Source organism: Moorena sp. SIO3A2 (assembly GCF_010672265.1).
Taxonomy (GTDB): domain Bacteria; phylum Cyanobacteriota; class Cyanobacteriia; order Cyanobacteriales; family Coleofasciculaceae; genus Moorena; species Moorena producens.
Genome location: NZ_JAAHHC010000011.1, coordinates 34,142 through 47,210 on the forward strand (window position 1 = coordinate 34,142; position 13,069 = coordinate 47,210).

Genomic DNA, 13,069 nt, shown 5'->3' on the forward strand with positions numbered 1-13,069 from the left:
AGTTTGGGAGGGTTAATCCCAGAAGCAAAAGCAACTCCTTTAATTACACGGTTCCCGGAAAAAAGGCGATAAGCTTGCACGTCAAGAATTTACTCAGAGTTCACAGAAAGGATGGTTATACTTATGGGTTTTGCCGATAAATACCAAGAATTACCTGGAAATAGTCCTCCTATTACATACAGAAGTTAGAAGTCAGAAGTCAAAAGTAAGCTATGACTAAGAGGATATCTCCCAAGTTTTTTGATACTGAATTTTGCCCCCCTAGGGCGTGTTTTCAAAGTTTTCCGCAAGATTATGATCCCCCCCAGCCCCCCTTAATAAGGGGGGAGCCATACTCAAAGTCCCCCTTTTTTAAGGGAAACGGGGGATCTCCGAGGCAATAAAACACGCCCTAGCCCCCCGAGCGAGGGATTGCTCGCTTGGGGGATTTAGGGGGCTGCGTAGTGGTGTAATTATGCTGGATTAGTTCAGTTATGGATTTAGGACTAAAAGGCAAAATCGCTTTAGTAACGGCATCGAGTCGAGGCATGGGTAGAGCGATCGCAGAGGGCTTGGCCGCTGAAGGGTGTCAAGTGATAATTTGCAGTAGAGATAAGGATAATTTACTCAAGGCTGCCCAGGACATAGAAGCCAAGACGGGACAAGTCATTACACCTATCCCAGTGGATCTTGAGCAAAAAGAGAGTATCTCCCAATTGCTAACGGGCATTACCAATCAATTTTCCACCATTGATATTGTCGTCAATAACGTGGGTGGGATGCCCTACAAGCGCCACTATGAACTAAACCAGGAGGATTGGCAGCAATCATTCGATCTGACCTTTATGAGTCAGGTGACTATAGCTGAAGCGTTGCTGCCTTTGATGAAAAAACAGTCTTGGGGTAGGATAATTTTTGTGACTTCAGTAGCAGCCAAACAGCCAGGGATGCTGATTGCCCATTCCCAACGAGCAAGTGTTGTCGCTTATGCTAAAACCCTTGCTAATGAATTGGGGCAGCATAACATTCTGGTTAATAGTATCTGCCCTTCCTTTGCGGTTACGGATAAGTTCTATGAAGTAGCTGATGAAGTGGCGAAAAGACAGGGTAGTTCTCGGGAACAAGTGATCCAGCAATGGATGAAAAGTGTTCCCCTCCGTCGCCCAGCTTCCGCAGAAGAAGTCGCTAATTTAGCAGTATTTCTGGCTTCGGAAAAAGCGAGTTATATCACAGGAACCTGTATTCAAGTTGATGGGGGATTTGTGAAAAGTTTGTTTTAGATAAGGGTAAGCATTCAGCGGTCAGCGGTCAGCAGTCAGCGGTCAGCGGTCAGCGGTCAGCGGTCAGCGGTCAGCATTCAGCCGTGGCAGAGGCTTCAACGCTGTGATGTAACTCAGATTAAACAAAGGAGGTCTGGTTTTATTGTCCAATAAAACTTAGGATTTATTGCCTCTTGCCTCTTGCCTCTTGCCTCTTGCCTCTTGCCTCTTCTATCTTCCCTGTTCCCTGTTCCCTGTTCCCTGTTCCCTGTTCCCTGCTCCCTGCTCCCTGCTCCCTGCTCCCTGCTCCCTGCTCCCTGCTCCCTTTTCCCAGATCCGCTGTTAAACACAAATCACAATTAATACTATGGAAAGTACCAAGCAATTTGCCAAATATATGAAAGCCGATGAACGGCCATCTGTGGATGACTCTATAGATCTTTCATCTTTGTTGGGAGAATGGTTTAATACCAAACGGGATACTAACTATATCAAGAAAGTAATCTTGAGCGATCGCAATGGTAGTTTAATCATCAATGCTTATGGAGCTAGTGATGGGGGGTTAATTGATTGGGGAGAAGCGGAAGCTATACCCTACGGAGCTGGTAAATCACCCCTGATAGCAGCAGGATTCCATGCCCTTTATAGTCTCGACGGAATAGAAAGTCTTCTGGTCTCCAATCACAAACTAGGTATAATCGTGATTCAATCCTATACTCGCTACTTAGATGGTAGCGGTCGTCCTAAGCACTTTGGTCGTGAATTTTTCCACCGTAAGTAGTCTACCGTAAGTAGTCTTTAGATTTAAAAAATGTAATAGTCTTCTGGTGTCAACGCCACAAACAATAGACAAAAACAATCTTAGGAGATGTGAATAGGATGAAATCCCAGGAAGTTTACGGTGAAACTCAGAATTCTCAACCTGATAGCAATGCTCAAATTGACTTAAGTACCATACTCGGTACATGGATCAATTCTAATCAACAAACCGAGTGGATTAAAAAATTTACTATAACTCAGCAGGGCGAGCAGGTGTTTATCGATGCTTATGGTGGTAATTCCCCAGAATATTGGGGCAAAGTTGAGGTAACAACCTATGTAGACAATCTCGGTCAAACAGGCTTCAGTGCCCAATATAATCTTGATGGAGTGGAAGCATTATTAGCATCTAATACTAATAAAGGTTTGTGCATTATTGCTACTTTTCTCAAGTTTAAGAATGGCGAACGCCCTAATTTTCTCAGTCGCGAGTTTTACTTTAGTATAAAAAGCTTAGATGAATAGGTAAATTTTATAATGGGAGTATACTCCCTAATTTAAAATGGAAGAATTAAGCAAAATCAAGCTAAAAATTCCTATTGTTTTAGGGAGTTGCCGCATTGGTCGGGAAAGTCTCAAAGTAGCGAAATTTATTTTAACAGAGCTTGTTAAGCAAGACCGAATAGACACTGAACTGATTGACCTGGGTGAGTATAAGTTACCCATGTTAGAAGAGCGATTACAGGATAGCTCAAATCCTCCTGATAATGTCCTACAGTTTTGCTCCAAGCTGGGTCAATCAGATGGGATATTACTGGTTACTCCTGAATACAAAAATGGCTATCCTGGAGTATTAAAAAATGCCCTGGATTATCTGGAACCCCAGGCTTTAAAGTATAAACCTATTGGTATATGTACCGTGTCTTCTGGGAGATTTGGCGGACTTGATTGTTTGGCGCAGTTACGATTAGTCTGTCTGGCTTTAGGTGGGTTACCAATTCCAGATAAATTGCCTGTTGCCAATGTGAAGGAATTATTTGATGACAATGGTAATTTGTATGACTTGAGATTTAAAGCCAGGCTGGAATCTTTTATGAATGAACTGGCTTGGTATACCGAGGCGATGGTTAATCAAAAGCGCTACGTTTCTTTGTAAAAAAGAAGGGGAGTGTGGGGCGGGGGCGCGGGGAGTGTGGGTGGCGTGGGAAGATAATAGGAGATAATAGAAGATAATAAGAGATAAAATAAGATAAAAGAAGATAATAGCTGACAGCAGTCATTTTTTTGGTTGTATCAGCGCGATTGGGCTAAATATCCCGATTCCCGATTCCCGACTCCCGATTCCCGACTCCCGACTCCCGACTCCCGACTCCCGACTCCCGATTCCCGATTCCCGAGTCCCGACGAAGGCTAATATAAACTTTTATAACAAAAACTTGATTTCAATACTGACAGGCTGTCATACTCACTTTTGTGAACTATTCTTTCGGTAATGAATTTATGAACCATTTATACCTGTTCCTACGCAGGGTAGTGATTGTGTTCTTAGTGAGCACGCTTATGGCTGTCAGTACCTTTACAGGGAAAGCTGTCGCTGTGGGTGAGGGTGATACTGTACGACCTTTTGTCAATGTATGTACACTTAGGCGTCCAGACCCAAGCGAAGATCAGCCAGATTTTAAAAATCCGCCATTTGCAGATGCGGATAACGGTCCAGTTACTTTACGTGCAACTCAGGCCGATTTCACGTTAGAGGGAAATGGAAAAGGAGAACAAACTTACCAAGGCTACCTCTACGGAGCTAAATACACTAAGAGGGATGGGACAGTACTAAATGATGAGCAGCCGCTAAGCTATACGCCACCTGTGATCGAGGTGTCTCCTAGTCAGGAGAGGGAAGTAGGAGGAAAAAATATAATAGTTGATAACAACTTAAACGTAGACCTCATCAATGACTTACCAGTAAATGTTCAATTGGCAGGGAAATTACCACAAACAAAAGAAAATTTAGAGAGTGTATCTCAATACACTAACCTTCATTATCATGGCTTCAACGTATCACCTTTACTGGGTGCTGATGATGTTTTGGTGGAAGTTCACTCTAACGTGACACCGAAACCAGAAGAAATCCCGCTACCAGAGGGAAACCCTCTAGTAATAATAGATAATGATCATAGCAACCAGGTAACGCTTGCTCCTACAGGGAATACTCAAACTTATGATTTGATACCTGTTACCCCACTTGGTCAGACAACACCTGATTCAACCACTGGCACAAGCGCAAACCTTCCTGGTGGTTATTATCCGGGTGATAATCCTTCAAATTCTACATATGGTTCGATAGCTGATTACAATATGGGGTTCCTGATTCCAGACATCCATCAGTCTGGACTATTTTGGTATCATTCCCACGCCCACTCAATGAGCGATAATCAGGTTCGGGGTGGTCTCTCAGGTGGCATTATTATCAAGGGGAATGATGAATATTACGAACAATTTGCCAAACCTGTAGCAGCACTCCAAGCACAGATAAATGTTCCACTAGAGGCTGAATTTGAAGCAAACAGCCTTGAGCCACAAATAGCTCAACAGGTGATGACGTTTAAGGACTTTAATGATGTTTTAGGCACAGGGAAGGAGGATTGTTTCGTTCTCAATAGTCAAGTCAACCCAAAAATAACAATAAAGCCTGGAGAGATTCAGTTATGGCGCATTGCCAATATAGGGGCGGATCGGTACATGAATATTGCCCTAGAAAGTATCAAAGATCCAGGTTGGAGTAATACACTAAATACTACCGAATTGAATATAACAGATGCTTCCATAGAAGTGGATGAGCAAAATGGTAATATAAATGGTACTATCTCGTTTAATAAGATCAACTTGTCTGCATCGAATCAAGGCAGTTTAGAAGGTATCAATGCTACTAATGTAACTGTAATTGATAATTCAAATATTACAGATGTTCAAATAACAAGTGCAGATTTGAATGAAATAGTAATAAAGGCAGACGGAAGTATAAGCGGTAAAATAAAAAAAGCTAAAATAACAGCTTCTTTATCAGGTTCCCCAGCCGAAAATGTTCAATTAAAAGAAGGAAGTTTTATTGGTAAAATAACTAACATCTCAGACATACAAGATTATGCAATACCCAAATTTACTCAACCCTGGGGTAACTCAAACTTTTATATCTTGGCCCGTGATGGTGATGTTGTTGCAAATCCAGTAGCAACTAACTCAGTTCTATTACCACCTGCTGCCCGAGTAGAGCTTCTTGTAGTAGGAGGTCCAAAAGGTAGCACATATAATCTAGTTTCTGACCTTGACACCGACTTGACCACAAAGCAGCAACAGTGGGTTAACCTAGGAAATCAAAAAAGCTACTTGCTAGCAACTGTTAAGGTAGAAGATACTGACCCCATAGAAACCTACACCTATAAAAAAGATACAAATGATCAATTGACTGTGTCTGTATGTGACGGTAATGTAAATCCATTTAAACACACTTGCATCGGCGGAACTACAAAAGGAAATACAGACTTAGATTACTTCATCAGAAATCAGGCACCATCTAAAATAGACAAGATACTGCCAGATCCTGATAAAGTAGCTGGATTGCCCTCATGTGATAAATTACATGAGCTAACAGGTATTCAGAAGGAGGCATTGAAAGAATATCTGAGAAAATATCTGAAAATTGAGGGAGTTCCTGATCAAGAATTGGAGGAAAAGGTGCTCTATAAAGCTTGCATAACTCCATCAAATGCGTATACAGATCCACGTACCCAGAAACGTTACTTCTATTTCAGCTCAGGCGATGGTAAGTTTTTTCTAAAAGGATTTGAAACGCAAGCAGAAGCACATTTGGTACAAAATCCAGACAATCTAATTGATAATGAAAAAATCAAAGAAGTATTTGATGGAAATCGGATCGATAAAATTTCTAACGTGGGAGATATAGAAGAGTGGCATTTGGTCAATACAGATGATAATCCCCACGTTTTCCACATACACCAGCTTGATTTCGTAGTGACTAAGGCTACTTTTCCTGTTCCTTCGTCGGAGGCTGTTCCCGAGACATACAATAATTACCAGGTAGATAAAGGATCTTGTGATGATAGTGAGGTGACTCTTCCTTATCGTAATAATCATCCTGATTTTGATCCCGATCAAGGTGGTGATTCTACCAAAGAAGTACCTAAGGGACAAGAATGTAACCTAAAACCCCAAGGATATCGAGATGTAATTAACTTACCTCCACACAGCGTAACAACAGTTCGTATTCCCTTCGTAAATCCCTTCATTACAGGTGTATTTGTCTATCACTGCCATATACTAGCACATGAAGATCGAGGCATGATGCATAATCTGAAAGTGATCAATCCAAAAGCATTTAGCGAATTAAACCTGAAACGATTGAAAGGTATTTCCAAAGGAATAATAGACTTTCTTGGTATAGATGTGCATGTGGAGGTAAAAAATTAGTGATTTTAACCCCCGAAACTTTGACTACACTGTAGCCAAATCACTACATCTTTACCACTACCGAGGTGGGGCTGTGAGATATAAGCTGAAATCCTTACTGGATAATAATTTTAGCCCATAATTTACTTCAGGTGCGACCCGTGGGGAATTTAATTCCCCACGGGTCGCACCTAAAATATACATTCTGTTTTGGGCTGACTTTGGACGTAGTTATAAGGGTTTGAGCTTCCAGAAAATGACTTGAGGGTTAATTTGGGACTGTATCTTCCATCAGCCTATTGGCATCAAAGCCTTATAGAGTAAGCTTTTTGGGGCTCATGTCACCCCCTCAGTCTTCAACCTATCTTTTTTTGTCATTTATCTCAATCCCTCTTCCCACCTAGTCTACAGGCCAGATTGTCGCCCCCCCAGGACAGTGAGATGTACCCGGTGCCTAGAAGCCGGGGAATTTTTTTGTGGATGAGTCTTGACTTGAAACTTTCCAATTTTGATGTATCATCTTTTTTAGGAACCAATTTTATGGAGCAGCTAAGTGTTTCCAGCCCAGTCCAGTGGAGTGTCAGCGCCCTCTTCTGGACTACCAAACCCATATCCCAATTAATGGCCATCGGCTTCAGATAGTGTGGAGGAGTTTATAAAAAAAGAAATCAAGACAAATTCTAGCCTGGATTATGATTTAATCAATAATTTAAAAGATTTAAATTAAAGGGGTTTATCACTTTTCATAAGCAGTTAAATTATCGTCTAAATGATTAAACCAATCACAAAAATAGCTGTTTTTACAGTACATAAAGCCGCTTCAATGTTCTTGCACCAAATAACTATAGAAGCCAGTGCTTTGGCTAAAATTAATTACTATTCTCCCAATAATAAACAGTTAAGTGATAGTTTATTCTATTTTCGACCACCTAGGGAAAATTTTTGCCAGGAAGCTCTTGCTAAGTTTAATTCTATAGATACAGGGTGTATTGGCCCTATGCGTTATCCCCTAGAGATAGACTTAGATAGCTGTTTTGTAAACCTACACCTACGAGACCCCAGAGATGGTCTGAATTCAATGTTTTTTTCTTGGACAAAAATTCACAAAGGGTTCGATCAATCGAAGCGAGACGAGTGGCTTTCTTGGGGAATAGATAAGTTTGTTATTTCATTCAGTGATGAGTACCTTGACAGATATGAAAAATATCTAAATCACTTTATTGGTCATCCTAATGTTAACCTACTCAAGTATGAAGATATGGTATATAATTTTGAGAGTTGGTTAACCTTGTTCGTTCAACCTTTTCAACTTTCCTCACAAGATATAAGCGGCTTGTCTAAGCAATTATCTGATGAAGTAAATCCCCAAAATGCAGACCCCAATACTCACAGACGTAAAATGATTTCTGGAGATTTCAAAAATAATCTTAAACCTGAAACTATAGATAATCTAAACCAAAAGTTTGGCCATATCCTCTCTGCCTTGGACTATTTATAATACCTATAATTTACTTTGCTATGATAATTGAATCGAAAAAAATGACAAATAATTTTTATTTTGAACAAGGCGATCGATTAAAAGAGCAAGGTAAAATAGCAGAGGCATTACAGGCTTACCAAAAAAGCATTGATTTGACATCTAATGTTAGTACATTAGATGCTGCTAAGTATATTAGAGAAGCGGTCTATCAAGCTGCCTCTATTGCCACAATTAATCAACCGCCCTATAAAAAAATTATTTTCTATGCAGCAATAGGCGGTCTTTGCAACCGCTTGCGTGCTTTATGCGCCTACCTTTGTTTGAGCTACTTTTGGGATATTCCCCTACTGATGTGCTGGCATCCAGAGGAAGCTTGTAACTGTTATTTTGAGGACATTTGTGAAACTGTATGTGAAACTATATCTCCTCAGTCAATCCTAAAATTGTTGAGAAATGAAGATTCCTGCAACATCTTGTATGTAACTGAACACAAATGGCATTCAATTCACCAGAGGTATCTTCAGGATAGTATAGATCATGAAACATTTAGAAAACATTACTTAAAATTTGTCAGGCAAATGAAACTTAAAGATAACTTGCTTCAGGAAATAGAAAAATTTCTGGAAAAGTATTGGCAAAACGACATGATTGGGATACATATTAGACGCACAGACCTCTGGAAGCACCTAAAGTCTAGAGGATTAGAGTCACACTTTTCTTCAGATGATAAGTTTATCAGAGCTATAGAAAAAGAAATAGCTAATGGATGCTCTAACTTTTTCTTAGCTACAGATAACGAAGGGACAAAAACGTTAATCTCCGAGCAATTTCCAGACCAAATAATTAGCTATTGTCAAACTTTCGATGATTCACAAAAGCGCCAAACTTCTGTAGAAAATTCTCTGATAGATTTATATTTGCTTTCTAAATGCCAAAAAATTATCGGCTCTTATTATTCAAGCTTTAGTGAATATGCTGCCGCTCTGGGAAATATTCCTTTAGTTTATCCGTAAGTATTCAGCGGTCAGCGGTCAGCAGTCAGCGGTCAGCGGTCAGCATTCAGCCGTGGCAGAGGCTTCAACGCTGTGATGTAACTCAGATTAAACAAAGGAGGTCTTGTTTTATTGGACAATAAAACTTAGAATTTATTGCCCCTGTAGCATGCATGCCTCTTGCCTCTTCTATCTTCCCTGTTCCCAGATCCGCTGTTCCCAGATCCGCTGTTCCCTGTTCCCTGTTCCCTGTTCCCAGATCCGCTGTTCCCAGATCCGCTGTTCCCTGTTCCCAGATCCGCTGTTCCCAGATCCGCTGTTCCCAGATCCGCTGTTCCCTGTTCCCTGTTCCCATTAATCCTATGTTCACAAATCAAATACAAAACCTATAGGAGATTAAAATTATGCCAATTAAGTTTGATTTAGCCAAGTATATCAATCCTGTATTTGTTGAAACAGGAACCTATAAAGGTGACGGAATTGCTCTTGCTTTAGCATCAGGTTTCCAAAAAATATATAGTATTGAAGTTGCCGAAGAGTTTTATAATAATGCAGTGGAAAGATTTAAGACAGAAATCGATAGAGGAACTGTAGAAATAATTTTAGGTGACTCATTGTATTGTTTACCAAAGGTGATTAGTAACATAGATTATAATATTACTTTTTGGCTAGATGCTCATACTATACTTGGTTATGAGGGAGAAAAGTCTTGTCCTCTATATGAAGAACTTGACGCGATCGCTAATCATCCAATCAAAACACACAGCATATTAATTGACGATCTACGTCTATTTTCCCAAGATGGTTGGGGTAAATCAGTTGTTAAAGATAACATCATCAACAAAATTAAAAAAATAAATAGTGATTACTCGCTTATTTATGAAGATGGAAAAATAGAAAATGATGTTCTAGTAGCTTTTCCTTGATCTGAGAGAACAATAAATTAAACAAACTAAGAAAGTTGCAGGTAATGATATCACACGATAATAAATTTATTTTCATACACATACCAAAATGTGCTGGTAAGTCTATGCAAGTTTTCTTCAAAGAAGAAGTAAAGGCATTGGGATGGCAAAAAGAAGAAGGACTAGAATACACGATGAGGATGGATGGGTTAGCTAAGATACTCAACCTATATCCTGATTACTTTACCTTGACATTTATTAGAAATCCATTTGATAGATTTGTATCTATATGGAAACATAGCGAGAGAGTAATAAAACATACCGATAATAGGCCAAATACTTACTTCCACAGACCTCAGAGAAATCTCAGCCTTAATGAATACGCAAAGTTAATTAGAGAGGGAGAGCCAAAACAGCTAAGTGGTTTTGACCACTATCATTCAAAAAAACAAGTAGAGTTCATCCTAGACTACAATCAGGAATATTTGTTTGGTATCCCGAGAAAAACAAAAGATAATTGTAATTTTATAGGCAGATTTGAAAATTTAAAGCAGGATTTTGCAGCAGTTTGTGAGTTACTAGGTATAAAAAATAAAACTCTACCTCATGTTAACAATAGTCAAGATCCAAAACACTATAGTGACTATTATGACGAGGAAACAGTGGAAATTGTTCGAGAACTATATGCTGAAGATATTGAATACTTAGGCTACAGCTTTAACAGTGACTAGCTCGTAAGCATATGCGCTACGCGCACGCTGCTTGAGGTGCCGTCAGCCGTCAGCTGACGTAACAGAGATTAAAGCAATGCTTACTTGTTTTATTCAAAAGCACCTCAAGTAGCGTGCGTGGCACAGGCTTTGGCCTTGGCCGTTGGCCACGCTACGCGAATGGCCACGCTGTGCGAACGACGCTGGGAGGTAGCGCATTAGCTGATAGCTGATAGCTGATAGCTGATAGCTGATAGCTGTTCGCGTAGCGTGCGCGTAGCGCATTAGCTGAATACTTACACTAGCTCTCTTTATGTCATGTTACTGGTTAAGCAGTAATGCTGAGTTTAAATTTTCAACTCTGTTGCTCTCTATCTCGATTTTATATTGCTTTGCTTGCATGTTCCAAAGGGTAGCATATTCTCCATTTTGCCGTAACAGTTCTTCGTGAGTACCCACCTCAACTAACTTGCCAGCTTTCAGCACTAGAATTCGATCTGCTAGACGTACAGAAGCTAGTCTATGGGTTACTAGAATGGCAGTCTTTCCCTTGACTAATTCAGCAAAACTACTATATATTTCGTATTCACTGCGGGGGTCTAGAGCTGCTGTTGGCTCATCTAAGATCATAATTTGGGCTTCGTTTTCCCGCACAAAAGCGCGGGCGATCGCTATTTTTTGCCATTCTCCTCCAGACAGTTCAGTACCATTAAATTGCTTGCCTAAAAGCGTTGCATATCCTTCTGGAAGCTTTTCCACTTTAGCTGCAATTTCTGATTTTTCACTGGCACATTTTAATTTCTCTAAGTCATCCATTGCTGAAGTATCCCCCAAGGCAATATTTTCGCCAATGGTGAGAGCATAGCGACAAAAATCTTGAAATACCACACCAATTTGCTGCCGCCATTGTTCAATATTAAAATCTTTGAGATTTTCCTCATCTACAAAAATATTTCCTTTAGTTGGGTCATACAAGCGAGCTAAAAGCTTAACTAAGGTACTTTTACCAGCACCATTTTCACCCACTATAGCGACAGTTTCACCAGGATTTAACCTCAAAGAAATGTTGCTTAAAGCAATTCTGCCGTCTGAATAAGCAAACTCTACATCATCAAAGACAATACCTGAGCTTATTGGTTTAGGTGTGGGCTTCCCTGGAATACAGATTGGCATAATAGATTGAGAATCCATAAATTTGAAAAATAGCTCCATAAACAACATCGATCTTTGCATCATCCTTGAAAGCATGAGCAATTGGTTGATATTACTTTGAACATAACCAAGGGATTGAATTAACAACAAGATACTTCCTGGAGTTAATTGACCAGCTAAAGCTTGCAGAATCACCCAACAAAAGCAAAATCCATTGCCCAAAACACTTAATATTCCCAGGGCACTTAAAATCAAAGCTTGTTTACTTTGCAGATTATGAATTAGCTGATGCCTATCTTCAAAAGCTTCTAAATAACGCTGACTAAACAAAGAGTTCAGTCCGAAAAGACGTACCTCTTTAGCATAGGTATCTGTTAGCATCAATCCAGAGTAATACTTCATGCGGCGAGCTTGAGGACTTTTATGAAAAATTGCTGCCCAAATCCCTGACTCAAGTTTCAAAGAAGCATAAGTTTGCGGTAGGTATGTTAGTAAAATTAATAGGGGAATCCACCAGTCTACAGTAAACAATAAAGCAAACATAGTTGTGAGGGTGACCAGTATTTTTAAACTGGTTGAAAAAACCCTTAAAAGGCTGATTGGCTCCTGACCTACTTGTCCTTGAAGCATTTCTAATTCATCGTAAAACTCCGGATTCTCAAAATTATTAATATCAGCAAAGCTATTAGCTTTCTCTATTAATTTCAGGTTGAGACTAGCCATGAGCTGATCTGAGAGTTTCATAAAGGCAATGTTAACCCAAGGGCTGATCAGATTATCTAAGAACAGTGCTGCCACCCAAAGCAACACAAGAATGGCAATTATTTTGAAGTCATAGTCTCCTCCCGGAACTAGGGAAGCCACCGTGTCCACCACTTGTTTTTGAATTCCTACTGTGATAGCAGGAATTAAACTTTGCAACAACAAAACGATAACTACAAATGCCGTTGCTTTTGGTGCAGTTGCCCACAATAAAACTAGAGAAAAACGAATACTTTTGATAAAAATTGTAATAGATTGCTTGAGTTTAGCGATTAATTTTTCATCGTTATCTTGATTAGTCGTTTCCTCATTATTATTGTTTTCACTAGCTGTTGTCGCTTCCTCAGAATTATCTTGATTATTCTTTTGGTCATTAGCTGTTATCTGTTCGCTGGATTGACTCATTAGGCTCCCTTCTAATTAACCTTGTTTCAAAACAATTTCCGAATTGCTGACTCCACCTTATCTCCCACCGCTTGCCAAGAGTATTCTGCTTTTACTAATTCGTAGGCAGAATCAGCAAGTCTTGCTCCTAAAGAAGCATCTGACCAAAGTTGGCATACCCCTTCAACAATTTATTGAATTGTGTTTCTCGTTGTTAGGGCAA

The 13,069-nt window shown here is 39.8% G+C and carries 14 protein-coding genes; 10 read left to right on the top strand and 4 right to left on the bottom strand.

Features of this window, described 5'->3' with window-relative positions; genetic code table 11:
* The first annotated feature begins 473 nt into the window (after positions 1-473).
* Positions 474-1,259 (top strand): SDR family oxidoreductase, encoded by a 786-nt coding sequence (locus tag F6K64_RS13995; protein ID WP_008187183.1) that lies wholly within the window; start codon positions 474-476, stop codon positions 1,257-1,259.
* A 113-nt stretch (positions 1,260-1,372) separates the two neighbouring features.
* Here F6K64_RS13995 and F6K64_RS14000 read toward each other — a convergent pair whose 3' ends face one another.
* Positions 1,373-1,588, bottom strand: coding sequence for a hypothetical protein (locus F6K64_RS14000; protein ID WP_287265629.1), 216 nt, complete (start codon positions 1,586-1,588; stop codon positions 1,373-1,375).
* A 17-nt stretch (positions 1,589-1,605) separates the two neighbouring features.
* On the opposite strand from F6K64_RS14000, the gene F6K64_RS14005 reads away from it, so the two are divergent.
* The 7 genes from F6K64_RS14005 to F6K64_RS14035 all read left to right on the top strand — a co-directional run bounded on the left by F6K64_RS14005 (position 1,606) and on the right by F6K64_RS14035 (position 8,954).
* Positions 1,606-2,019 (top strand): hypothetical protein, encoded by a 414-nt coding sequence (locus tag F6K64_RS14005; RefSeq protein WP_287265630.1) that lies wholly within the window; start codon positions 1,606-1,608, stop codon positions 2,017-2,019.
* Between the two features lie 98 nt (positions 2,020-2,117).
* Entirely contained in the window at positions 2,118-2,522 is a 405-nt protein-coding gene (locus F6K64_RS14010; protein WP_287265632.1) for a hypothetical protein, read from the top strand.
* Between the two features lie 37 nt (positions 2,523-2,559).
* The gene (locus F6K64_RS14015) at positions 2,560-3,153 is read left to right on the top strand and encodes an NADPH-dependent FMN reductase (RefSeq protein WP_287265634.1); all 594 of its coding nucleotides are present in this window, start codon (positions 2,560-2,562) and stop codon (positions 3,151-3,153) included.
* Positions 3,154-3,285: 132 nt separating this feature from the next.
* The gene (locus F6K64_RS14020) at positions 3,286-3,411 is read left to right on the top strand and encodes a hypothetical protein (protein WP_287265635.1); all 126 of its coding nucleotides are present in this window, start codon (positions 3,286-3,288) and stop codon (positions 3,409-3,411) included.
* A gap of 146 nt (positions 3,412-3,557) precedes the next feature.
* Positions 3,558-6,482, top strand: a complete 2,925-nt coding sequence (locus F6K64_RS14025) for a multicopper oxidase domain-containing protein (RefSeq protein ID WP_287265637.1) — start codon at positions 3,558-3,560, stop codon at positions 6,480-6,482.
* A gap of 748 nt (positions 6,483-7,230) precedes the next feature.
* Entirely contained in the window at positions 7,231-7,959 is a 729-nt protein-coding gene (locus tag F6K64_RS14030) for a hypothetical protein (RefSeq protein ID WP_287265639.1), read from the top strand.
* 41 nt (positions 7,960-8,000) lie between these two features.
* Entirely contained in the window at positions 8,001-8,954 is a 954-nt protein-coding gene (locus F6K64_RS14035) for an O-fucosyltransferase family protein (protein WP_287265640.1), read from the top strand.
* A gap of 82 nt (positions 8,955-9,036) precedes the next feature.
* Here F6K64_RS14035 and F6K64_RS14040 read toward each other — a convergent pair whose 3' ends face one another.
* Positions 9,037-9,303, bottom strand: a complete 267-nt coding sequence (locus tag F6K64_RS14040; protein WP_287265642.1) for a hypothetical protein — start codon at positions 9,301-9,303, stop codon at positions 9,037-9,039.
* Between the two features lie 34 nt (positions 9,304-9,337).
* On the opposite strand from F6K64_RS14040, the gene F6K64_RS14045 reads away from it, so the two are divergent.
* Positions 9,338-9,859 carry a class I SAM-dependent methyltransferase gene (locus F6K64_RS14045; RefSeq protein ID WP_287265644.1) on the top strand — a complete coding sequence of 174 codons (522 nt, stop codon included), beginning with the start codon at positions 9,338-9,340 and terminating at the stop codon, positions 9,857-9,859.
* A 44-nt stretch (positions 9,860-9,903) separates the two neighbouring features.
* Positions 9,904-10,569, top strand: a complete 666-nt coding sequence (locus tag F6K64_RS14050; protein ID WP_287265645.1) for a sulfotransferase family 2 domain-containing protein — start codon at positions 9,904-9,906, stop codon at positions 10,567-10,569.
* Positions 10,570-10,662: 93 nt separating this feature from the next.
* Here F6K64_RS14050 and F6K64_RS14055 read toward each other — a convergent pair whose 3' ends face one another.
* Positions 10,663-10,833, bottom strand: a complete 171-nt coding sequence (locus F6K64_RS14055; protein WP_287265646.1) for a hypothetical protein — start codon at positions 10,831-10,833, stop codon at positions 10,663-10,665.
* 36 nt (positions 10,834-10,869) lie between these two features.
* Complete coding sequence (locus F6K64_RS14060) at positions 10,870-12,867, bottom strand: ABC transporter ATP-binding protein (RefSeq protein WP_287265647.1); 1,998 nt, start codon at positions 12,865-12,867, stop codon at positions 10,870-10,872.
* Positions 12,868-13,069 lie beyond the last annotated feature (202 nt).

What these genes read in the sequence shown, in the direction of transcription:
- F6K64_RS14005 (WP_287265630.1), top strand. Translation starts at nt 1,606, where the DNA reads ATGGAAAGTACCAAGCAATTTGCCAAATATATGAAAGCCGATGAACGG.
- F6K64_RS14025 (WP_287265637.1), top strand. Translation starts at nt 3,558, where the DNA reads ATGGCTGTCAGTACCTTTACAGGGAAAGCTGTCGCTGTGGGTGAGGGT.
- F6K64_RS14045 (WP_287265644.1), top strand. Translation starts at nt 9,338, where the DNA reads ATGCCAATTAAGTTTGATTTAGCCAAGTATATCAATCCTGTATTTGTT.
- F6K64_RS14035 (WP_287265640.1), top strand. Translation starts at nt 8,001, where the DNA reads ATGACAAATAATTTTTATTTTGAACAAGGCGATCGATTAAAAGAGCAA.
- F6K64_RS14015 (WP_287265634.1), top strand. Translation starts at nt 2,560, where the DNA reads ATGGAAGAATTAAGCAAAATCAAGCTAAAAATTCCTATTGTTTTAGGG.
- F6K64_RS13995 (WP_008187183.1), top strand. Translation starts at nt 474, where the DNA reads ATGGATTTAGGACTAAAAGGCAAAATCGCTTTAGTAACGGCATCGAGT.
- F6K64_RS14060 (WP_287265647.1), bottom strand. Translation starts at nt 12,867, where the DNA reads ATGAGTCAATCCAGCGAACAGATAACAGCTAATGACCAAAAGAATAAT.
- F6K64_RS14010 (WP_287265632.1), top strand. Translation starts at nt 2,118, where the DNA reads ATGAAATCCCAGGAAGTTTACGGTGAAACTCAGAATTCTCAACCTGAT.
- F6K64_RS14030 (WP_287265639.1), top strand. Translation starts at nt 7,231, where the DNA reads ATGATTAAACCAATCACAAAAATAGCTGTTTTTACAGTACATAAAGCC.
- F6K64_RS14055 (WP_287265646.1), bottom strand. Translation starts at nt 10,833, where the DNA reads ATGCGCTACGCGCACGCTACGCGAACAGCTATCAGCTATCAGCTATCA.
- F6K64_RS14050 (WP_287265645.1), top strand. Translation starts at nt 9,904, where the DNA reads ATGATATCACACGATAATAAATTTATTTTCATACACATACCAAAATGT.